Origin of the sequence: Chryseobacterium sp. WX (assembly GCF_029542485.1) — a bacterium.
Taxonomy (GTDB): domain Bacteria; phylum Bacteroidota; class Bacteroidia; order Flavobacteriales; family Weeksellaceae; genus Chryseobacterium; species Chryseobacterium cucumeris.
In genome coordinates this window covers 1940177-1960861 of record NZ_CP120710.1, presented here as the reverse complement: position 1 = coordinate 1960861, position 20685 = coordinate 1940177, and the positions used below count along the sequence as shown (strand labels likewise).

18 protein-coding genes are annotated in these 20685 nt (G+C 36.9%); 5 read left to right on the top strand and 13 right to left on the bottom strand.

Annotated elements, in window-relative coordinates:
* Positions 1-11 precede the first annotated feature (11 nt).
* Positions 12-1028 (top strand): class 1 fructose-bisphosphatase, encoded by a 1017-nt coding sequence (gene fbp / locus PZ898_RS08835; protein ID WP_034695188.1) that lies wholly within the window; start codon positions 12-14, stop codon positions 1026-1028.
* The gene (locus PZ898_RS08830) at positions 1029-2033 is read left to right on the top strand and encodes an o-succinylbenzoate synthase (protein ID WP_277695325.1); all 1005 of its coding nucleotides are present in this window, start codon (positions 1029-1031) and stop codon (positions 2031-2033) included.
* A gap of 14 nt (positions 2034-2047) precedes the next feature.
* On the opposite strand, the gene PZ898_RS08825 is transcribed toward PZ898_RS08830, so the two are convergent.
* Positions 2048-2215 (bottom strand): hypothetical protein, encoded by a 168-nt coding sequence (locus PZ898_RS08825; RefSeq protein WP_156121559.1) that lies wholly within the window; start codon positions 2213-2215, stop codon positions 2048-2050.
* A 446-nt stretch (positions 2216-2661) separates the two neighbouring features.
* Positions 2662-3792, bottom strand: coding sequence for an alpha/beta hydrolase (locus PZ898_RS08820; protein WP_123279395.1), 1131 nt, complete (start codon positions 3790-3792; stop codon positions 2662-2664).
* Between the two features lie 152 nt (positions 3793-3944).
* Here PZ898_RS08820 and PZ898_RS08815 point away from each other — a divergent pair, with 152 nt between their 5' ends.
* Positions 3945-5618, top strand: coding sequence for a glutamine--tRNA ligase/YqeY domain fusion protein (locus PZ898_RS08815; RefSeq protein WP_062674372.1), 1674 nt, complete (start codon positions 3945-3947; stop codon positions 5616-5618).
* Between the two features lie 92 nt (positions 5619-5710).
* Here PZ898_RS08815 and PZ898_RS08810 read toward each other — a convergent pair whose 3' ends face one another.
* The 3 genes from PZ898_RS08810 to PZ898_RS08800 form a co-directional block, all read right to left on the bottom strand.
* The gene (locus tag PZ898_RS08810; RefSeq protein WP_277695324.1) at positions 5711-6607 is read right to left on the bottom strand and encodes a 3-hydroxyacyl-CoA dehydrogenase; all 897 of its coding nucleotides are present in this window, start codon (positions 6605-6607) and stop codon (positions 5711-5713) included.
* 11 nt (positions 6608-6618) lie between these two features.
* On the bottom strand, positions 6619-8547 hold the full coding sequence (locus PZ898_RS08805) for an oleate hydratase (RefSeq protein WP_277695323.1): 1929 nt from the start codon (positions 8545-8547) through the stop codon (positions 6619-6621).
* A gap of 89 nt (positions 8548-8636) precedes the next feature.
* Positions 8637-9515 carry an AraC family transcriptional regulator gene (locus tag PZ898_RS08800; RefSeq protein WP_120231945.1) on the bottom strand — a complete coding sequence of 293 codons (879 nt, stop codon included), beginning with the start codon at positions 9513-9515 and terminating at the stop codon, positions 8637-8639.
* A 297-nt stretch (positions 9516-9812) separates the two neighbouring features.
* Here PZ898_RS08800 and PZ898_RS08795 point away from each other — a divergent pair, with 297 nt between their 5' ends.
* A complete protein-coding gene (locus PZ898_RS08795; RefSeq protein WP_277695599.1) occupies positions 9813-10994 on the top strand; it encodes an MFS transporter in 1182 nt (393 codons plus the stop codon).
* Between the two features lie 21 nt (positions 10995-11015).
* On the opposite strand, the gene PZ898_RS08790 is transcribed toward PZ898_RS08795, so the two are convergent.
* Complete coding sequence (locus tag PZ898_RS08790; protein WP_277695322.1) at positions 11016-11987, bottom strand: YpdA family putative bacillithiol disulfide reductase; 972 nt, start codon at positions 11985-11987, stop codon at positions 11016-11018.
* Between the two features lie 131 nt (positions 11988-12118).
* Between PZ898_RS08790 and PZ898_RS08785 the strand changes: the two genes are divergently transcribed.
* A complete protein-coding gene (locus PZ898_RS08785; RefSeq protein ID WP_120231943.1) occupies positions 12119-12760 on the top strand; it encodes a hypothetical protein in 642 nt (213 codons plus the stop codon).
* A gap of 96 nt (positions 12761-12856) precedes the next feature.
* Here PZ898_RS08785 and PZ898_RS08780 read toward each other — a convergent pair whose 3' ends face one another.
* The 7 genes from PZ898_RS08780 to PZ898_RS08750 all read right to left on the bottom strand — a co-directional run bounded on the left by PZ898_RS08780 (position 12857) and on the right by PZ898_RS08750 (position 20626).
* Positions 12857-14158 carry a glycosyl transferase family 1 gene (locus tag PZ898_RS08780; protein ID WP_277695321.1) on the bottom strand — a complete coding sequence of 434 codons (1302 nt, stop codon included), beginning with the start codon at positions 14156-14158 and terminating at the stop codon, positions 12857-12859.
* A gap of 80 nt (positions 14159-14238) precedes the next feature.
* Positions 14239-16779, bottom strand: coding sequence for a YfhO family protein (locus PZ898_RS08775; RefSeq protein ID WP_277695320.1), 2541 nt, complete (start codon positions 16777-16779; stop codon positions 14239-14241).
* Between the two features lie 31 nt (positions 16780-16810).
* Entirely contained in the window at positions 16811-17041 is a 231-nt protein-coding gene (locus PZ898_RS08770) for a hypothetical protein (RefSeq protein ID WP_110010142.1), read from the bottom strand.
* A 63-nt stretch (positions 17042-17104) separates the two neighbouring features.
* Positions 17105-18154, bottom strand: coding sequence for a DUF6263 family protein (locus tag PZ898_RS08765; RefSeq protein ID WP_277695319.1), 1050 nt, complete (start codon positions 18152-18154; stop codon positions 17105-17107).
* A gap of 14 nt (positions 18155-18168) precedes the next feature.
* The gene (locus PZ898_RS08760; protein ID WP_216444110.1) at positions 18169-19287 is read right to left on the bottom strand and encodes a serine hydrolase domain-containing protein; all 1119 of its coding nucleotides are present in this window, start codon (positions 19285-19287) and stop codon (positions 18169-18171) included.
* Positions 19288-19289: 2 nt separating this feature from the next.
* Positions 19290-20039 (bottom strand): 23S rRNA (guanosine(2251)-2'-O)-methyltransferase RlmB, encoded by a 750-nt coding sequence (rlmB, locus tag PZ898_RS08755; protein ID WP_062674398.1) that lies wholly within the window; start codon positions 20037-20039, stop codon positions 19290-19292.
* 113 nt (positions 20040-20152) lie between these two features.
* Positions 20153-20626 (bottom strand): DinB family protein, encoded by a 474-nt coding sequence (locus PZ898_RS08750; RefSeq protein WP_047434092.1) that lies wholly within the window; start codon positions 20624-20626, stop codon positions 20153-20155.
* Positions 20627-20685: the final 59 nt, after the last annotated feature.

Below are 20685 nucleotides of genomic sequence, written 5' to 3'. Positions count from 1 at the left end.
AAAAGAAAAATATGTCAAATCAACCATTACAGACTTTAGGAGAATTTCTTATAGATAAACAGGACGATTTTCAGTATTCTACAGGTGAATTCTCTCGTCTTCTAAGTGCAATAAGATTGGCTTCGAAAGTGGTAAACAGAGAAGTAAATAAAGCCGGAATCGTAGATATTACAGGGGCTGCAGGAAACCAAAACGTTCAGGGAGAAGAGCAGCAGAAATTAGACGTTATCGCTAACGAAATTTTTATTACGGCTTTGTCTCAGAGAGAGGTTGTTTGTGGTATTGCTTCTGAAGAAAATGATGACTTTATTGATATTAAATGTGGTGAAAACGGACATTTGAGTAAATATGTTGTATTAATTGATCCTTTGGACGGATCTTCCAATATTGACGTAAATGTTTCCGTAGGAACTATTTTCTCGATCTACAGGAGAGTTACAGAACCTGGAACACCGGTACAGTTGGAAGACTTTTTACAGAAAGGAATCAACCAGATTGCTGCAGGATATGTTATTTACGGTTCATCTACCATGATTGTTTACACAACAGGAAATGGAGTAAACGGATTTACATTAGATCCATCTTTAGGAACATATTATCTTTCTCATCCTAACATGACTTTCCCAAAAACGGGTAAAATCTATTCTATTAACGAAGGTAACTATATCAAATTTCCTCAGGGAGTAAAAAACTACCTTAAATACTGCCAGATGGAAGAAGGTGACCGCCCATATACTTCAAGATATATCGGTTCTTTGGTAGCAGACTTCCACAGAAACATGTTGAAAGGAGGTATTTATATTTATCCTTCTTATTCACAAGCTCCGAATGGTAAATTAAGACTTTTATACGAATGTAATCCAATGGCCTTCCTGGCAGAGCAGGCAGGAGCAAAAGCAACCGATGGATTCAGAAGAATTCTTGAAATAGAGCCTACAGAACTTCACCAAAGAATTCCTTTCTTCTGTGGAAGTATTGAAATGGTAGAAAAAGCTGAAGAATTTATGCGTATCGACAGCGTGAAATAAATGGAAGCAACATACTTACAATATTTATTACAATTTAAACGCCCGAGTGGAACATCTCGCGGCGTTTTGCTTGATAAAGAGACTTTTATTCTGACCATTTCCGAAGATGGAAGAAAAGGACTAGGGGAATGCGCTATCTTCAGAGGACTGAGTTTTGATGACAGACCCGATTATGAAGAAAAACTGAAGTGGCTTTGTGAGAATATCAATCAGGATACCGACTTTTTGAAAGGAGAACTGAAAGAATTTCCTTCCATCTGGTTTGGATATGAGCAGGCCATTCAGAATTTAAGATATGGAGGCAGCCTATATTTTCCAAGTGAATTTACCGAAGGAAAGTCTGCCATTACCATCAACGGTCTGATATGGATGGGCGACGCAGCGTATATGGAAGAACAGATTCAGGAAAAACTGGAAAAAGGCTTTCACTGTATCAAATTAAAAATTGGTGTCGACTGGAAATCTGAGCATGTTATTCTTCAGAAATTAAGAGAAAAGTTCTCCAAAGAACAACTGGAACTTCGTGTGGATGCCAATGGGGGATTCAGTAAAGAGGAAGCGGTTACTGTTTTACAACAACTTGCTGATCTTCATATTCATTCCATTGAACAGCCTATCAAGGCTGGAAATTGGGATGATATGGCTGAGCTATGTGCAAAAACACCTACTCCGATTGCATTGGATGAAGAACTGATCGGAATTATTGATCCTGAAAAAAAGAAACAACTTTTAGAAAGCATAAATCCTCAATATATTATTCTGAAACCTGCCTTAGTAGGAGGATTTTCTGGTTCAGATGAATGGATTTCTCTGGCAGAAAATCAGAATATAGGTTGGTGGATTACTTCAGCTTTGGAAAGTAATATCGGCTTGAACGCCATTGCTCAGTATACATTTACCAAAAAAAATCCAATGCCTCAAGGTTTAGGCACTGGAGCTTTATTTGTCAATAATTTTGAATCCGATTTAGAACTCAGAAATGAGCTGCTGTGGTTCAAAATATAACTGTTAAAAATTAATTAGCATAATGGTGGAGGAGAATCCGGGCAGGTAGTTTGTCCACAATAGTCAGGAGCCCATGATCTGCAGCACATGGCAACCGGATTCCAACTGTTGCATCCAAGAGGTGGTCTTCCTCCTTTGATGGTTTTTAATTCTCCTCTTTTGATTTTCTTTAGATTTTTCATGTTATTGATTTTATTTGATTGGTAAGTAAATGTCGATAACTATTTTGAATTATACAACATGTGGGGAATTATTTAATATTATTTAACAATTTCCCTGAAATATTTAGATAGTGTTGAATATGAATTTGGTTGGTTTCAGTTTGCACCTGCAATCCCTTCCTGTTCAGAATATTTGAATTTTTTTTAATCCGGTCTGTAGGAGGACCTGGCAGTTATAGATCGAATATTTTGTTGATTTAGAGGTTGTTACTCAATTAAATCACATCTTTTACGAAAATGGCTTTCTTTATATAGTTTAATATATCAGAAAACCTTTTTTTAATCTGTCCCATAATTAAAAATTGTAATTCCCTAACAAATGAATTAGCAATCATTGTGCCATACTGATATTTCTTAGCAGATTTTTAACTTATAATTCATTTTTTGGAGATTATTTTAATTATTTGTTAAGAAAAAATTGTGAAAATGTTTTCACTATCTTTAGATCTGTTGGAAATAAGATTTCTGTCAATTCCATATAAATTTTGGAAAATATCATGCTGTACCTGCGAGCTTGAAAGATATCCCCAATGATTTCCTACTTCATATTTAAGACTATTGAGAAGATCATCTTTTACAAAGGTACAGTCGATGACAGACACAATATCTTTATATTGATCAATACCGCTCGGACCATTTTTACCCAGCCTTGGAGTGAGAATATTTTTCGTGAACTGAGAAGCCGCCAGAATAATATCCTGTCTGTTTAAGTAAATAGAAATCCTGTTAGCCAGTAAGGGCAGCTTATTAAATGAATCCTCAGCATCTTCAAATACTTTATAGCTCACGTCAGCATTTAACAGGATGACCTGGTCGATAACACGAAGGATATTTTCCCTTTTAAGGCTGTATAACATACTTTGAAGCACTCTGTTTCCCATAGAGTGAGCCACAAGATGTATTCTTTGATTGCAGGGAGCAAGATCCCGGTTGGAAAAAATATCTTTTAAAAACTGAGTATAGAAATAGAACAATCTCATCAAAGATGTTCCCGAATTGATGCTGGAAGCTTTATCATCAAAATAACTCAATGGGATTATACTGCCGGAGGCGGGCCAGCTTACAAATAAAATATGCTCAACAGGAGAGGCTGGATTATCAATAAATATTTTTTTCAGATCAAGTATGGCTTTTAACTCATCATCAAAATCATATAAATAACCATGGATGAATATCATGACATCGCTTCTGTCTTTTGTAGAAGACATGTTTTTGTACAATTCATAAAACATTCTTTGGGTGCCACCAAGATTATTGGCTTTAAGAGGGGAGTTTTTAATTCCTTTTTCGCTCAACAGAACGTCTAAAACCTCTTCATACCCCTGTTTTTCAGGCTCAGAAAAAAGTTTGTAATCTAAAATGTTTCTGTTGGTATAGTCTTTTTTCTTTTTGGCCTGTGCAGTAGGTTCCTTATAATTGTCAAAATTGCATTTGGCGATCCTGAAATTGGGAATCGAGTATTCTTCATTGGAAAAAGAGTCTACTCTTTCACCTTTATGCCGGATAATTTTCCGGTTGCTTAAGATATAAACAGCCATAACGGTTAATGGTTAAAATGGTATTAGCTTTCCGAAATTAGTGAAAAATATTGAAATACAACAGGTAAGGCATTTAAATTACCACTTTTACAAAAGCTTATTTTTCCGTAACTTTGTGAAACTTTTTTTGCAAAAAAATAAAAGCTACTTTAATGGAAGAAGAAAAAAAATCACTCAATTTTATTGAGCAAATTATAGAAGATGATCTGGCAAACGGTTTAAGAAGAGATCAGATCCGTTTCCGTTTTCCACCTGAACCCAATGGTTATCTGCATGTAGGGCATACAAAAGCCATCTGCATCAACTTTGGGCTTGGTGAAAAATACAATGCTCCGGTAAACCTTCGTTTCGACGATACGAACCCTGAGAAAGAAGAACAGGAATTCGTAGATTCTATTATGAAAGATGTAGAATGGTTAGGTTTCAAATGGGATAAAGTTTTGTATGCATCCGATTACTTCCAGCAGCTTTATGATTGGGCAGTTCGGTTAATTAAAGAAGGAAAAGCTTACGTAGATGAGCAGCCGTCTGAAGTGATTACTGAGCAAAGAAAAAATCCTGCAGAGCCGGGAATTGAATCCCCATACAGAAATCGTCCTGTTGAAGAGTCTTTAGATTTATTCGAAAGGATGAAAAACGGAGAATTTGAAAGTGGTTCAATGTCTCTTCGTGCAAAAATTGACATGGTTTCACCCAACATGAATATGCGTGACCCTGTGATGTACAGAATTTTGAATAAACCTCACCACAGAACCGGTACAGCTTGGAAAATTTATCCTATGTACGACTGGGCTCATGGTGAATCCGATTATATAGAACAGGTTTCACATTCCCTTTGTTCTCTGGAGTTTGAAAATCACAGACCTTTGTATAACTGGTATTTAGATCAGGTTTATGAAGAAGGAAATGTTAAAAATAAGCAGAGAGAATTTGCAAGGATGAATGTTTCCTATATGATTACTTCCAAAAGAAAGCTGCAAAGATTGGTAGCTGAAGGAGTAGTAACCGGATGGGATGATCCTAGAATGCCTACTATCTCTGGGATGAGAAGAAAAGGATTTACTCCTACTTCTATCAGAAACTTTATTGAAAAAGTAGGGGTAGCGAAAAGAGAAAACCTTATCGAAATTCAGTTACTGGATTTCTGCGTGCGTGAAGACCTGAATAAGGTTGCCAAGCGTGTAATGGCAGTAGTAGATCCAGTGAAATTAGTGATTGAAAACTATCCGGAAGATAAGGAAGAATGGTTAGAAACTGAGAATAATCCTGAACAGGAAAATGCAGGAACAAGAGAAGTTCCATTCTCAAGAGAAATCTATATTGAACGTGAAGATTTCAAAGAAGAAGCTAACAATAAATTCTTCAGACTCAAATTAGGAGGAGAAGTTCGTTTGAAGTCTGCTTACATCATCAAAGCCGAAAGGGTGGAGAAGGATGAAAATGGTGAGATTACAACTATCTACGCTACGTATGATGAGAAGAGTAAGTCAGGAAGCGGAACAGAGGAAAGTTTAAGAAAAGTAAAAGGAACTTTACATTGGGTATCTGCAAAACATGCTATTCCTGTAGAAGTAAGAATCTACAACCAACTGTTTACAGTGGAACAGCCTGATGCGGAAAAAGATGTAGATTTCTTAAACTTCATCAATCCTGAGTCTGTAACTACAGTGAAAGGATTTGCTGAACCGAGCCTGAAAGAAGTTGCTGTGGGAGAACCATTACAGTTTCAGAGAATCGGATATTTTACGAAAGATCAGGATTCTACAGATGATACATTGGTATTTAACAGAACAGTAACATTGAAAGATTCTTATAAACCTGAATAATTTTAAGGAATAGATCATAAAAACAAAAAGCAGGACTTCATACAAGTCCTGCTTTTACTATTTAATAGCTTAAAATCTTGAATTGTAGGATTCTACTTCAGAAAATCCTTGTCCTGATAGGCGGGATTTGGATATTTATAAAATCCCTCCCCGGTCAATACTCCCAGTTTTCCTTTATCAATATATTCTTTTTTTAATTTTTCTACAGCTTTTATCTTTAACGGATCCTGAGTTTCTTCAGCTTCCATCTTATTGATATTATAAGCCGTCGTAATTCCTACAATATCCAGAATACCAAATGGCCCTGCAGGTGCTCCTGTAGCTACCATCCATGTCTTATCAATGGTTTCTATATCTGATACTTCATCAACCCAGAGATTGACTGCAGCGCCAAGCAGCGGAACCAATAATGAATTGACAATATACCCGGGTTGTTCCTTCTGGATAGGTAGTGCTACCATTCCAATCGCTTTCGCAAATCTGATTACAGAATCAAATACCTCCTGAGAAGTTCCCGGATGCCGCATTACCTCTCCGGTATTGTGCTTCCAGATTTCATTGGCAAAATGGAGGGCTACAAATTTCTCCGGTCTTCCTGTATCCTCAGCAAACTGACTTGGAAGAAGAGTAGAAGAATTCGTTGCAAATACTGTTTTTTCCGGGGCAATCTTAGCCAGCTTATGGTAGAATTCTGTTTTAATTGCTGGATCTTCTGGAACAGCTTCTATCAGAAGATCGGCATCTTTTACTGCTTCAGCAAGGTCTGATGAATAATTGATATTTTTAAATGTGGCATCAAGTTGTTCCTTCGTTGCGCCCAGATCTTTTTTGTAAGCTTCACTTAAAGCGGTGAATTTACCTTTGGCTTTTTCCAATACTTCATCATTAATATCATATACGGTAACGTTGAAACCGTGATAGGCCGTCTGGAAAGCGATCTGATATCCTAATACGCCGCTTCCCGCTATCGTTATATTTTTAAAATCCATGAGATTTATTTTTAGTCTTTTACTCCTTTTACCCATTCCTGAAATCTGGTTAAGAAAGATTCATGTTCTTCTTTTTCTTCCGGACGGTTTACCAGAATATGTTCAAAATAAGTTCCTTTTAATATTTTTCTTAAAATCCCTTCTCCTAAGAAAGGTTTATAGTCATTCAAAGCCTGGGTAGCTTTTAATAAATGTCGGATGTCATATTGTAACGGATTGATATCCGGCACTTGTTTATTAAGGTTAAGAAGGCTGTAAACAGCTATTCTCGCAGTTCTCACAGAGCTTTCCATAGTGAAGACAACATCGTTATTGGTTTCTACAAACTGTCCTACAAGACCTAAGTTGGTACATCCTTCAGGAACCACTCTCGGACGGTCTCCCATCGCTCTAGGCATAAACATAGACGTGATATAAGGCATGAATGCGGTACGTACAATGGTATTTTCTGTGACATTATCCAGCTGATCTGTTATTCCAAGGTGGTAGCAAAGCTCGGACAGAATCTCGTTCCCGGTACACTGAGGCATTGTTTTTTTGATATAATTACCTTCTTTATCCATCAGTAAAGCATATACCCAAACTACAAGGATGTCATCCGGCTGAGTAGGGAAGTGCGGTTGCCTGTTGCAGGTAAAACTCATTACCCAATTAGAATCTGTAATGGTAATAATACCTCCTGTGGCTGTTCTTCCTGAATAAGGATCATTTACACACAGTTCTTTGAGTTTCTCTGTGAAAGCAGAAGGACGGCAGGTTAAGGTAGCAGACTCCCATGAAGATTTTTCAATGTGGCTACAGAATTTTTCAGGTTTTCCGAATACTTCAGATTTTGCAGCAAGATTTTTCCAAAGCTTCCATCCTGCACTTTGTCCTGCACTGCTGTTGTCTATCGTAACCTCAGGAACGGTATTGTTGTCACCGTAGAATGTACTTTCTGTCATAGATCCGGTAGTTACAATAACGTAGTCGTCTTTACCAACCGGTATTCTTACTTCTTCGCCATTTTGTTCAGTGATAATTCCTTCTACAGTTTTTCCTTCCGTATTAATATGAATATCAAGATCTTTTACCAAAGTATTAAACTGGATCTGCACCCCTTTTTCCACCAGGAAGTTTTTTAATGGAGTTACATACGTGTCGTACTGGTTATATTTGGGGAATACCAGACATGAGAAGTCTTTCATTCCGTCAATGGCGTGAAGGAATCTGTGCATATACAGTTTCAGTTCCAGTAAGCTGTGCCAGTTTTCGAAGGCAAACATAGAACGCCAGAAGAACCAGAAATTACTGTTGAGGAAAGATTGAGAAAAATAATCTTCAATTGTAAGATCATCCAGTTCTTCTTTTTTCTTAAGCAATAGTTTTACAATCGCCAGCTGATCTTTTTTCTCAAGTCCGAATTTGCTAAAATCCTTGATCTGTCCTTGATTGTGGATCAATCTTGCTTTTGAGTAATTCGGGTCGTTGTCATTAACAAGACGGTATTCATCCAATACACTATAAGGAGCAGGCAGTTCCAAAGCCGGAATATCCTGGAACATATCCCATAGATTTTCATAAGTCATATCCATTTCTCTACCTCCACGGATGATGTAACCGTCTTTTGCGTTACCAGCTCCATCCAAAGATCCGCCTTCCACATTCAGCTGGTCGAGGAAAATAATATTTTTGCCGGGTACACGGCCATCACGGATAAAATAATATGCTGCCGACATGCCGGCAATTCCGCTTCCAACAATATAGATTTTACTGTTTTCGTAAGATTGTAAAGGGATGCCTTTATTACGCTGGTAGTTTCCGATCTGGTCGGAAAAAGGCATCGTCTTTTCAGGAGTGTTAATCTGAACTTCTTTGCTTGAATCCGGTTCGTGGTTTACATTTCCAAACTGCTCAGAGGCATTTAAAACTTTATCGAATTTTGAATTGATCGTACTCATCTTTTATTGTTTTTAATTAACAGTATAAAGGTACCTCTATTCAGAAAGCGATATATATCCCCAAGTTCAGAATTATTATCCCCAAATTCTCATGACTGAATATTTTCTTTAGTTCTGTACTCCGAAGGGGAAAGTGCCGTATGTTTTTTAAAGAAACGGCCGAAAGCTGATGCTGAGTTAAACTGAAGCTCAAAGGCGATCTCCGATATGGTGATTTCAGGGTTTCCAAGCATGACATACGCTTCCTTCAGTAATGCTTCATCAATCACTTCATGAGGTGTTTTTCCGCTTGATTTCTTAATGATTTCGATGAGGTATTTATTGGAAACATGAAGTTGATCCGCATAAAACTGAACCGTTCTTTCCCGGGTGATGTTTTCACGGATCAGTTTACTGAATTTGAGATAAAGGTCTTTTTTTCCTTCTTCTTTTTCCGGATTTGCAGCATTTTCCTGTTCCATGATCTCAGCAGTCTCCAGCAGAAGATTGAAAATAATGGTACGGATAATCTCCTCTGTAAATTTTCCCTGCTTTTTCGATTTTTTATCGAGGTAATCCAGAAGATTTTGCAGAAGTGAAGAATTGGTTGCCGTAGTTTTTACGATGCTGTATGAACCTTTGGAGAAAAGATTCATTTTCTCAATGATAAAAGGATTGGAAATATTTTTAATCAGAAAGTTCTTGTCGAAGAACAGCAGTTTCATCGTAAAATCATCACTGGTTTTTCCAAATTTCACAATGGTAGAAGGTGCTGCAATAAGAAAGCTGTCAGCATCTACTTTGTATTTCTGACGGTCTATTTCAATATTGATTTCTCCGGCAGTACAGATACATAGTGCATAATAATCCATTCTGAAAGGAGCTTTTGGAAATTCAAAAATGGGTTTTCCGGAAGAAATGTAATAGGATTGGCAGCAGTCAATACTGTAAAAAGATAGCGTATCATGTAAATTTTCGTAGGTTATCATTCTTCAGTATTGGTTAAAATTTTATTATGTTTCTAAGTGAATTTAGTATAAAAGCATCTGTTGTTACTGCAATTTACGATTTTTATAAAAGTTTATTGTTTTTATATAGCAGATAAAACTGTTTTTTCAGATTAAAGTTGATTGTCTGTTGAAGGTTATTGATAAAAATAGGGTTTAAACAAAGACTTTTGGGTTATTTTTATCTAATTTTGCACTGTCAAATTTCCCCAAAATATTATTGTGAGATTAATTAACGTATATACGAGTTCTTTCAAAGGACTCTCGCAGGAGAGTTGGATGCTGGCGTTGGTAATGCTCATCAACAGGGCCGGTTCTATGGTACTTCCGTTTCTGGGAGTTTATATGACGAATCATTTGCATTTCAGTATTGAAAATTCCGGAATTGTACTGAGTTTTTTTGGAATAGGTTCGGTTATCGGATCATGGCTTGGAGGTATGATTACGGATAAAATAGGAGAGTACAGGGTGCAGAGTCTGAGTTTGCTGCTCAGCGTTCCTTTATTCTGCTTGATTCCGCTCTTTACTACAGAAGCTGGTCTGGCGGGAATTATTTTAGCCCAAAGTATTGTAAGTGAAACGTTCCGTCCCGCAAACTCGGTGGCGATTACCAAATATGCAAAACCTGAAAATATTACCCGTGCTTTCTCGCTCAATCGTATGGCCGTTAACCTTGGGTTTTCTATTGGTCCTGCACTGGGTGGTATTTTGTCGGCTATTTCTTATGAATTTCTGTTTTTCAGCAATGCATTGGCTGCTTTGCTGGCAGGATTGATGTATATCTGGTTCTTTAAAAACCGGGCGCGATTAGCTAAACTGAAAGCAAAAAAAGTAAAAAAAGCTATTATTATTAAAAAAGAAAGTTCACCCTACCGAGACAGTAAATTCCTTATTTATTGTGTATTCTGTATGCTGTTTTCCATATGTTTCTTCCAGCTGTTCAGTACCCTGACGATATTTTATAAGGATACAGCTCATCTAAGCCAGCAGAATATCGGATATATTCTGGGATACAGTGGTTTTCTGATAGTTCTGCTTGAAATGGGGCTGGTACAGATTGCTGAGAAGTATTTTACTTTAGCCTTTACAATGCTGTTCGGGACTTTCCTGTGTGGGATTTCCTATGCCATGCTGGCTTTCGATTACAGTCTGATTACCCTTGTGCTTTCTATGACATTGCTTTGCGTGGGAGAAATTTGGACACTTCCTTTTATGTCAACGATTACGGCATTACGTTCGGGAGAGAACAATAAAGGCGCTTACATGGGACTGAACGGAATGTCATTCTCCATTGCGTTTATTGTAACACCTTATATAGGAACACTGATAGCAGAAAAATTAGGTTTCAATGCATTATGGATCGGAACAGGAGTTCTGGCGGCAGTTATCGCTATTGGTTTTTATTTTATCGTTCCATGGATGCTTAAGGATAAAAATAAGGTAGAAAAAGAGATGATATAACGCTTTTTATTTTTTAATCATTTACGATGAAAATCTGGAAAGAATCGAATTGATGATCATATTCGCATGAATCCTTGAATTTTCAATAAACCATAGATGAGTATCTTTTCCTCCGCATACAACTCCTGCAAGGTAAAGGTTGGAAATATTAGTTTCCATAGTTTCAGGATTGTAAAATGGATTCAGGCAGTCCCCGTTAAGTTCTATTCCTGAATTTTTCAGAAAATCAAAATCAGGAAGATAGCCTGTCATGGCCAGTACAAAATCATTGTCAATTTCATGAATAGCTCCGTTCTCATCTTTAAAAACAACAGAATTTTCTTTAATCTCGATCATTTCTGCATTAAAATGAGCTTTAATGCTGCCCTCTGCAATTCTGTTTTCAATATCGGGTTTTACCCAATATTTTACACTTTTTGAAATCTCGGCATGACGGACAATCATCGTCACTTCAGCTCCTTTTCTGTAGGTTTCCAGGGCTGCATCTACAGCAGAATTACTGGAGCCTACCACCATAATTTTCTGCTTTGCGTAAGGGTAAGGTTCCGTATAATAATGCTTAACTTTAGGAAGGTCTTCACCGGGAATATTCATCAGGTTAGGAATATCATAAAACCCCGTAGCGATGACTACATTTTTAGCCTGATAATTTGCTTTGGTGGTTTTGATCTCAAATATCTCATCCTTCTTTGAAACGCTCAGAACTTTTTCATACAGGTTAATATTCAGGCTTTTTTGTCTTGCAATGCCCTGATAGTATTCCAGAGCTTCCTGCCTCCCCGGCTTTGGAGCAGTAGAAATAAAGGGAATCTCATCAATTTCCAGCTTTTCAGCAGTGGAGAAAAAACGCATGTACAAAGGATAATTGTACAGTGAATTGACAATGGTTCCTTTTTCTATGATTACATGACTAAGATTGTTTTTTTGAGCTTCAAGGGCGCAGTTTAAACCGATTGGTCCGGCTCCGATAATCAGAATATCCAATATTTCCATCTAACAAATGTACGATGTAATTTTTAAAATGAGAAGCCCGAACCCATCAACTCTCATAGTCTTTATCTCTTTACATCATTTACCACTTGGCATCAGTTTTGGTGTTTTTTACCAATTTCAAAATGTAAAATATGAAAAAATTATTGATCGCGGTTTTCGCTCTGAGTATGATTGTAGCCTGCAAAAAAGAAGCCGGAAAACCTGTTCCCAGTGAAATAGATTCTATCGCACAAAATAAAACAGACAGTGCAGGTATTGTTCAGACTCATGCTGATAAAGAAGCCGTTTTAAAGCAGACTAATGATGAGGTTTTGAAAGCACTAAAGACAAAAGATTATACTACTTTTACCTCTTTGATTCATCCCGAAAAAGGAGTTCGTTTTTCAATGTACGCTTTTGTTAATCTGAAGGAAGATAAACATTTTTCTAAAGCAGATTTTGAAAAATATCAGCCTACCAAAACCTTGTTTACCTGGGGAGCACAGGATGGCTCAGGTGATCCTTATAAAGCAACGATCAATGATTATCTAGGAAAATGGGTGTTTTCTAAAGATTTTACAACATCACAATATTCGCTGAATAAATTTATCGGTGGAGGTAATTCCCTGAATAATTTAAAGGAAATTTATCCAAAAGCTGATTTTACAGAAAACTATATCAAAGGAACTGAAAAATCCGGTGAAATGGATTGGAAAACCGTTCGTTTTGTATTTGAAGAATTTCAGGGCAAATATTACCTGGTTGCTGTTGTGAATGACCAGTGGACAATATAGAAGTTAGAAGTTAGAAGTTAGAAGTTAGAAGTTAGAAGTTAGAAGTTAGAAGTTAGCGACTGGAATAAACTTCCAGCCTCTAACTTCCTTTCTTTTTTATTTCAAAACTTCAGTCAGTTGCTGAGTAAGATTTTTTCTTGAAAACTGTTCAATATGCTGGGTGTTTTCAATAAGGCTGTCATTTTTCCACAGTTCATATTTTTCAAGAATAAACTTTTTAATGTTTTCTGTATCCTGATAACTGAAATGTTTTCCTGCCTGCGTTTCTTCCAGAATTTTTGCGACATCTGCTTTGTCCGGACCGAAAGATAGAATCTGCTTTCCTGAAGCCAGATATTCAAATATTTTTCCAGGGATAATTCCTTTTGAAGCTTCGTTCGGGAAATTGGTAATAAGAAGCATATCCGAGTTTTGCATTTCTTCAACAGCTTTCCCATGGGCAAGATATCCAAGATTCAGAATATGATTTTTCAGACTTGAATTTTCAATGGAGTGGAGGATTTTATCATCTATTCGTCCTACAAATTTCAACTTAAAATCAGCCGCAAATTCAGCATTTTCTTTCACCAGTTCGTCGAGTGCTTTCCAAAGATTTTCAGGGTTTCTCAGCTGTTCCAAAACTCCGATATAGCTTAGCGTAAATGCTTTTTCAATTTGTGAATTTTTATTTTCACCTGCTTTTTTGCTTGAATCGCTTTCATCAAATCCATTCGTAATACAAAATGCATTAGCTCCGGCCTTTCTGAAGTTTTCAGCATCAGTATAACTTGTAGCCAAAGTGATGTCTGCATTCTTAAATACAGCACTTTCCAGCTGCCGGTGTTTTTTATCTGAACTTTTAGTTAATTTCAGATGTTTGTAGTAAGAAATCTCTGTCCATGGATCACGGAAATCAGCAACCCATTTCAGATCCGGCATTTTATTTTTTAGCCCTAAACCAATCAAATGCAGAGAGTGTGGCGGACCGGAAGTAACGATGGTGTCTATTTTATTTTCTTTCAGGTATTTTTCCAGAAATGTAACGGATGGTTTTACCCAAAAAACTCTGGCATCAGGAATGAAAAAATTACCTCTTACCCAAATTGAAAGTTTAGATTTCCAACTTTGGTTTTTGCCTACATCAAATTGTCCGGCTTTGAATTTTTTATTGCTCTTATTCAGTTTTTCAGCAAGCTGATAAGGTTCCCAGATTTTGGTTCTTACCATCTCGATATTTTCCGGAACATCTTTCATCAGTGTTTCGTCCAGCAATGGATAGCTTGGATTTTCCGGAGTATAGATGATAGGTTTCCAACCAAAATCAGGTAGATATTTTGCAAACTTCAGCCATCTTTGAACACCAGGACCTCCCGCAGGAGGCCAGTAATAGGTGATAATCAATATTTTCTTCTGTTCCATTTTTTACTTAATGGTCTTTGTCATTCTGAACCAAGCGTAGCGCAGTGAAGAATCTCATTGCGCAACACTATTTATATTGTTTAAGCATTCTGTTCAGCTACAATCTCTTTTTTCTTGTTCTTATTCATCCAGAAAAGTCCAAATGCAGCCAACAGGATAAATAATCCGAACGAAAGAAGAGAAAGCCATTTTCCTTTTTCAATCACTTCAGGTTCAAAAACCATTCTGATATGGTGGTTTCCTGCCGGAACATGTACGGCACGAAGCAAATAATCTGCTTTGATATAAGGAACTTCTTTCTCGTCTACTAACACTTTCCATCCATGAGGATAATAAACTTCAGAGAATACAGCCAATTGAGGTGTTTTCGACTGAGATTTAAATTCAAGTTCGTTAGGCTGATATTTCGTAAGAGTGATAAATGCTGTAGAATCTGCCTGAACAGGTTTGTTATCAAAATATGATTTGTCAGATGAAGCAATGACAGCTGTTTTCTTGTTGTCAATAGTCCCGATCGCTTTTATTTCCTGATTAGGAGTATCTACAAATTTTAAATCGCTTACAAACCATGCATTGCCATTAGCTTTAGGATTAGGAACAACCTGTGGCTGCTCAGGACCTCCGAAAACCATGTATTTAGCATTCAGTAAATTTAATACATTAGGTGTTTTTACACTGTCAATACTATTGATGTATTCATTCAGTACATCGTCATATCTTCTTAATTTTACAGCGTGATAACCGCCGATGGAAGCCTTAAAATAAGAGGTATTGGTTTCGCTGGTAACTCCTAATGTCTGGTTGTAAATTCTGTAGTGTGTTTTGTCTTTCTCAGCAATAGTTTCCAATGTTTTGTTGATGTTAACATTGGATAAAATAGATTCCAGGTTTGGATTTCCCTGTACTTTTTCAGCCAACAGGTCTGAACTTTCTGTCTGGAAAGGATTTTCAGCAAAGATTTTATCTACATAGTTTTCATCGTTTAAGTAACGCTTGTTTACCGTCCAAAGGTCAAATAAACTTACAAGCCCAATCACTACCAAAGCAATATTCTGATTAAGCTTTTTCTTTAAAGTTAAGAATAGAGCTGCCGCAGTAATCGCTACATAAATGAATGCTTTTATGGCATCTATTCTGAATAGTTTATATCTTTCATCTACAAGATAATCAAGCAGGAAAGGAGGGAAGTAGGTTTTTTCGTTTTCTGTAGCAAAACCTAACAATGATTTTCCAAAGATTAAAAGAATCAATAAAAATCCTAACGTTCCACCTCCTACATACATCAGAATTTTCTGCTTATATTCTTCAGTCAACTTTTCATCTGTAAAGAATCTGTATAATCCCAAAATGGCAATTAATGGGAATAATAACTCTACTACCACTAAGATTGAAGAAGGAGCTCTGAATTTATTATAGAACGGTACATAATCGATAAAGAAATCCGATAATGGCATAAAGTTACTTCCCCATGCCAGTAAAATGGTCAGGATGGAAGCTCCCAAAATCCAGTAACGGTATTTTTTTGAAGCAAAAAAGAATCCTAATAAGGCAAGGAAACATACGATAGCTCCCTGATAAGCAGGTCCTGATGTTCCCGGCTGGTCTCCCCAGTAGGTTACTCCGCTGAAACCTTTGGAAATTCTATCCATTTCAGCCTGTGAACCTACATTTTCCTGAACCAGTTCCTGAACTCTGTTCATGATTTCTTTTCCTTCAGGTTCCTGGCTTCCTCCACCCATTAATCTTGGAATGAAAAGGTTTAAAGTTTCCAGCTGCCCATAGCTCCACATCAGCATACTCTCTTTGTCCATTCCGGATTTTCCCGAAGTATGGCTGTCGTTATTTAAAATCTGCTTTCCACGAACTGTTTCTTTTACATATTCAGAATTGGCCATGATTCTTTGTGAATTCATTCCTACTCCAATAACACATGCTGCTGCGATAATCCCTGATGAAATAAGGAAGTGCTTCATCGGTGTCTTTTTCTGGATGGCTCTGATCAGTTCAGAAAGGAATAAGAATCCTAACGCAATGAACAGATAATAGGTCATTTGTGGGTGGTTTGCAGCAATTTGAAGACCCATAAAAAGGGTAGTGACAATGAACCCCCAGATGTATTGTTTCCTGATATACACCAGTAAAATTCCGGCTAGCAACGGGGCAAAATACTCAATGGTATTGACTTTACCATTATGTCCGGCTGCAATAATAATATAAAAATAGGTTGAAAGCCCGAAGAAAGTGGCTCCTAAAAGAGCATATTTCCAATTTCTGACCACTACCATTCCCAAAAGGAAAAAACCTGCAAATAGCAGGAAGAGATAATTAACCGGCCTTGGCAGGAAATTCAGATTGCTGTCTATTTTTTTGATGACATCACCTTTGAACTGGCTTCCCATCTGATAAGTCGGCATTCCCCCAAACATGGAGTCACTCCAATAGGTTTCATTTCCGGTATTGGCTCTATAGTCGAGCAGTTCTTTTGCTCCTCCTCTGTACTGTACGATATCATGCTGGAAAAGCTGTTTTCCTGAAAATACAGGAGTGGAATATAAAAATGCTAAAACTATAAATACTACTAATGAAATTGCAATATAAATTAAGTTTTTATTTTTTGCCATGCTGGTTATTATCTTTTATTTCTTGGAATTTTTACCTTTTGTCATTACTCTCTTTTACCTCTTCGTAGTCTACCGTTTCTGCATCCCACTTAAGGTTCTTTTTGTTATTCTTATTCGAGTTGTTGATGTCCTGCTGCCCGTTGTTTTGATTATTGTTATTAAAACGGTAACTATAGAATGTCTTAAAGAAAATTCTTTTCAGAATATTCCAGACAAAGAATATAATAATGGCAGTGAGTACTAACTCAAGAATGTACTTCATAATTTTTTTGTTTAAAGTTCAGGGTTTAACATGCAAACTTTAAACCCTGAATGTTTATTCAAGTTATTTAGCAGATGGGTTTACCATTACCGAAGAATTGGAAACGCTTTTCATAGACTGAGACTGTTTTCCATCGGAAATGGTTTCTATCTGAGTTGTTTTTACGTTGATATTCTGGTTGGTTATCCATCCCGTGCTTTCGTCAAACTTAATGGTTCCGTTCTGAACAAGTTCACTGCTCAGGCTGTGTGTGATAGGTCCCTGAGTTTTCTTTTCTGTTTTCTTGGGAATACCTCCGGTTACTGCAATTTCTGCAGCTCCGTTTCCTAAGCTTTTCATTACATAATTGGAGGTTACTTTAACAGCTCCGCTGGCGTCAGCATTTTCAGAAGTTGACCATTTTTCTCCGATTTTAACTCCTTTTTTAGGAATAATCATCAGGTTTTTATGGAACTGATCTTTCAGTACTTTTTCGTTGAATGACTGCTTAAGACTTGCTACTACACTTGCTTTTTCATTGGCATCTTTGATAAGTGTACCAACTGCGTTACCTACTTTTGTGTAAACAGCATCAAATCCTGTAATAGAAATTACATTCCCTTTTGTATCCATCTTCATCTGAAGTTTGTTTCCGGTAAGTGCTTTGTTGACGTTCCAGATCATTTTTAGATCATCTTCTTTTGGAAGTGGAAGTTTGGTGTCTACTACTACCGTTTTTCCCTGTGCAGATTGAGAGCTTCTCTTTGCTACAAGATTAAGAGTCATCTCATATACATTTCCTTTGATATCATCCACTACAAAATTCATTTCATCCGTAGATTCGCTTGTTGCAGTGATAGATTTCCCTTGAGGATCTGTCATTGTTTTTACATCTCTCTGATAAGTGGTAAGAGGATATGTTTTTCCTTTTTCAAGCTTAAAAGTTTGGGTGATAACTCCCGCAGAATCTTTGATAGCCGGGTTTTCTGCAACTTTCGTTACAGAATCAGCAGGAACTTCTACAGTTACTGTCTTTCCGGTTTTAGGATCTACTTTTGTTATTTTTGCCGTTTCTTTTTTACAAGACACAAGGGCTATTGATGATATAAGCGCAAGCGCTGCAATATTCTTCATTTGATTTTTTAACTTTATTTTTTACTACTATTTCTTAATATACTATCTGCAATGTCGTGCAGTTTCCCCTGAGACTCTCCATCAGATTCATTGGAAAGCACTACCACTCCCATGTTTTTTGAAGGATAAATCTGAAGTACGCTTGAAAATCCAAATGTACCTCCTGTATGATAAACGGTTTGAGTTCCATCTTCATATGTATGTAATCTCCAGTACAGTCCAATGGCATCTCCTTCACCTTTTACAAAAGGTGTATGAGATGTTTTCACATATTTATTGTTCTTATCCAGATGATACTGCATGTATTTCACAAGATCTCCTGTAGTAGAAATGATTCCTCCTGCGGGAGCAAAAATGGTTGTGAAATTTCTGGGCATTATCTTTCCTTTTTCGTTATAACGAGTCAATAGCTGTGCAGAATTCGTACCAATAATAGTATGATTCATTTTCAGAGGCTTTGTAATATACTCTGAAAGCAGGTTTTCATAGCTTGTATGATATACTTTTTCAAGGATATCCCCGGCAATCTGTGTTCCTACATTGGAATATTTATATTCTGTTCCGGGTACAAAATCCACTTTAGCCTGATGAAGATCCTTATAAAAATTCTTTTTTGAATAGTTTTTATAAAAATCCGACAATGCCAGGGCAACAGAGTCCATCGGTTTTTTGAACGTTTCAGACTGATCCGGTAAAAACTGAGGCAATCCTGATGAATGATTGGTTAGATTACCGATCGTTATCGGGTGCTTTTCAAATTCAAGATTAGGATAATTTCCTATATATTTCCGGATATCATCATCCATTTTGATTTTACCATCTACTAAAGCATGAGCCAGAAGTGTTCCGGTAAAGGTCTTTGTGATGGATGCAATCTCATATGGACTTTGCGAGGTTGGAAGCTCTGATTTCCCTATTTCCGTTGTCCCATAATTATAGAAATAACTTTTACCATCTTTAAAAATGCCTATTGAAATTCCTACACGTGCAGGATCCTGCATATAAGCAACAGCTTCTTTCTGAACCATCTTATCAAGATCAGTGGCAAGACGGTTGTCTGTTGCTGTTTTTTTTGTCTGGGCATTAAAAGCCAACGGGACAAAAAATAAAGGTAAAAGTGATTGTATTTTCATGGTTATGGATTAGGTATCACGGACATTTTCTGTCTTACCGCTTCATACAAAATCGCTCCACATGCTACAGAAACATTCAGGGACTGAGTTTTTCCTTCAATAGGAAGTTTTATTTTTTCATCAGCATGATGCAGTACTTCTTTAGAAATTCCGGTTTCCTCATTTCCCATCACGATAGCACATGGCTCTGTCATATTAACATCATAGATAAGTTTCTGAGCTTTTTCACTGGCTGCATATACAGAAATTCCGCTTTGCTGAAGGAAGTCTACCGTGTGGGCAAGATTGTTTTCCTTACATATTTTGATATTATAGATCGCTCCGGCAGAAGTTTTTATCGCATCGGAATTGATAGGAGCAGCTCCTTTTTCAGGAATAATAACTGCATCTATTCCTACGCATTCCGCTGTTCTGCAGATGGCTCCAAAGTTTCTTACATCGGTAAGTCTGTCCAGAATTAAAAGGAAAGGTGTTTTTCCCTGTTCGAATAATTGTGGAACAATATCCTCCACTTTATGAAACGGTACATCCGAAATAAAAGCTACCACACCCTGGTGGTTTTTTCTTGTAAAACGGTTCAGTTTTTCAACCGGAACATAATTGGGACGGATTTTATTTTTCGCTAAAATGGCTTTTAATTCAGCATAAATAGGACCCTGAAGTGCATTCTGCACAAAGATCTTGTCAATCGTTTTTCCCGCTTCAATTGCTTCAATCACGGGACGTAGCCCGAAAATAAAATCGTCTTTCATTGAAAATGTATTATATAGTTATAGAGTGAATGGTCAATCTTGAATTTTACTTTGTAAGTCAATTGGTTGGATGCCTATTCACTTCTGACCATTGACTTGCGTAGCAAGATTCACTATCTCCCTTTCTCTCCTAAAATTGCTCTTTTCTGTGCCATCACATACCCGTAATGAAGGCTTTCATGCATATTGTTGAAGATAATTGCATCCTGAATGCTTTTCAGATCCATGCCGAAACTTGTGGTGTAGGGAGTGTAATCTGAGAAGAAATCACTGTCATAATCCTTCATTAAAATCTTTGAAGTTTCAGTAAGTAAAAATTCTAAATCTTCCACTTCTGATTTCTGAACATTTAAGTTGGGTAAAGTTCCTTTTTTGTAGGTTTCAATCCAATACTTGTCAATACGGAAAGGATTTCCGCTCAGGTAATAGTGCAGTAGTTGTTGTGTAGCAACAGTATGTGCAATATTCCAGTAAATATTGTTGTTGAAACCATCCGGAATCAGGATCAGATCTTCATGAGATGTGTTCTGAAGGATATCTAAAAGGTTCTTTCTTACCTGTCTGTGTGCTTGAAAATGATAATTCATTTTGCAAAATTTTTAATCACCAAAAATAGTTTAATAAACTGGAAATGACAATTTTTTTG

What these genes read in the sequence shown, in the direction of transcription:
- fbp (WP_034695188.1), top strand. Translation starts at nt 12, where the DNA reads ATGTCAAATCAACCATTACAGACTTTAGGAGAATTTCTTATAGATAAA.
- PZ898_RS08830 (WP_277695325.1), top strand. Translation starts at nt 1,029, where the DNA reads ATGGAAGCAACATACTTACAATATTTATTACAATTTAAACGCCCGAGT.
- PZ898_RS08825 (WP_156121559.1), bottom strand. Translation starts at nt 2,215, where the DNA reads ATGAAAAATCTAAAGAAAATCAAAAGAGGAGAATTAAAAACCATCAAA.
- PZ898_RS08820 (WP_123279395.1), bottom strand. Translation starts at nt 3,792, where the DNA reads ATGGCTGTTTATATCTTAAGCAACCGGAAAATTATCCGGCATAAAGGT.
- PZ898_RS08815 (WP_062674372.1), top strand. Translation starts at nt 3,945, where the DNA reads ATGGAAGAAGAAAAAAAATCACTCAATTTTATTGAGCAAATTATAGAA.
- PZ898_RS08810 (WP_277695324.1), bottom strand. Translation starts at nt 6,607, where the DNA reads ATGGATTTTAAAAATATAACGATAGCGGGAAGCGGCGTATTAGGATAT.
- PZ898_RS08805 (WP_277695323.1), bottom strand. Translation starts at nt 8,547, where the DNA reads ATGAGTACGATCAATTCAAAATTCGATAAAGTTTTAAATGCCTCTGAG.
- PZ898_RS08800 (WP_120231945.1), bottom strand. Translation starts at nt 9,515, where the DNA reads ATGATAACCTACGAAAATTTACATGATACGCTATCTTTTTACAGTATT.
- PZ898_RS08795 (WP_277695599.1), top strand. Translation starts at nt 9,813, where the DNA reads ATGCTGGCGTTGGTAATGCTCATCAACAGGGCCGGTTCTATGGTACTT.
- PZ898_RS08790 (WP_277695322.1), bottom strand. Translation starts at nt 11,987, where the DNA reads ATGGAAATATTGGATATTCTGATTATCGGAGCCGGACCAATCGGTTTA.
- PZ898_RS08785 (WP_120231943.1), top strand. Translation starts at nt 12,119, where the DNA reads ATGAAAAAATTATTGATCGCGGTTTTCGCTCTGAGTATGATTGTAGCC.
- PZ898_RS08780 (WP_277695321.1), bottom strand. Translation starts at nt 14,158, where the DNA reads ATGGAACAGAAGAAAATATTGATTATCACCTATTACTGGCCTCCTGCG.
- PZ898_RS08775 (WP_277695320.1), bottom strand. Translation starts at nt 16,779, where the DNA reads ATGGCAAAAAATAAAAACTTAATTTATATTGCAATTTCATTAGTAGTA.
- PZ898_RS08770 (WP_110010142.1), bottom strand. Translation starts at nt 17,041, where the DNA reads ATGAAGTACATTCTTGAGTTAGTACTCACTGCCATTATTATATTCTTT.
- PZ898_RS08765 (WP_277695319.1), bottom strand. Translation starts at nt 18,154, where the DNA reads ATGAAGAATATTGCAGCGCTTGCGCTTATATCATCAATAGCCCTTGTG.
- PZ898_RS08760 (WP_216444110.1), bottom strand. Translation starts at nt 19,287, where the DNA reads ATGAAAATACAATCACTTTTACCTTTATTTTTTGTCCCGTTGGCTTTT.
- rlmB (WP_062674398.1), bottom strand. Translation starts at nt 20,039, where the DNA reads ATGAAAGACGATTTTATTTTCGGGCTACGTCCCGTGATTGAAGCAATT.
- PZ898_RS08750 (WP_047434092.1), bottom strand. Translation starts at nt 20,626, where the DNA reads ATGAATTATCATTTTCAAGCACACAGACAGGTAAGAAAGAACCTTTTA.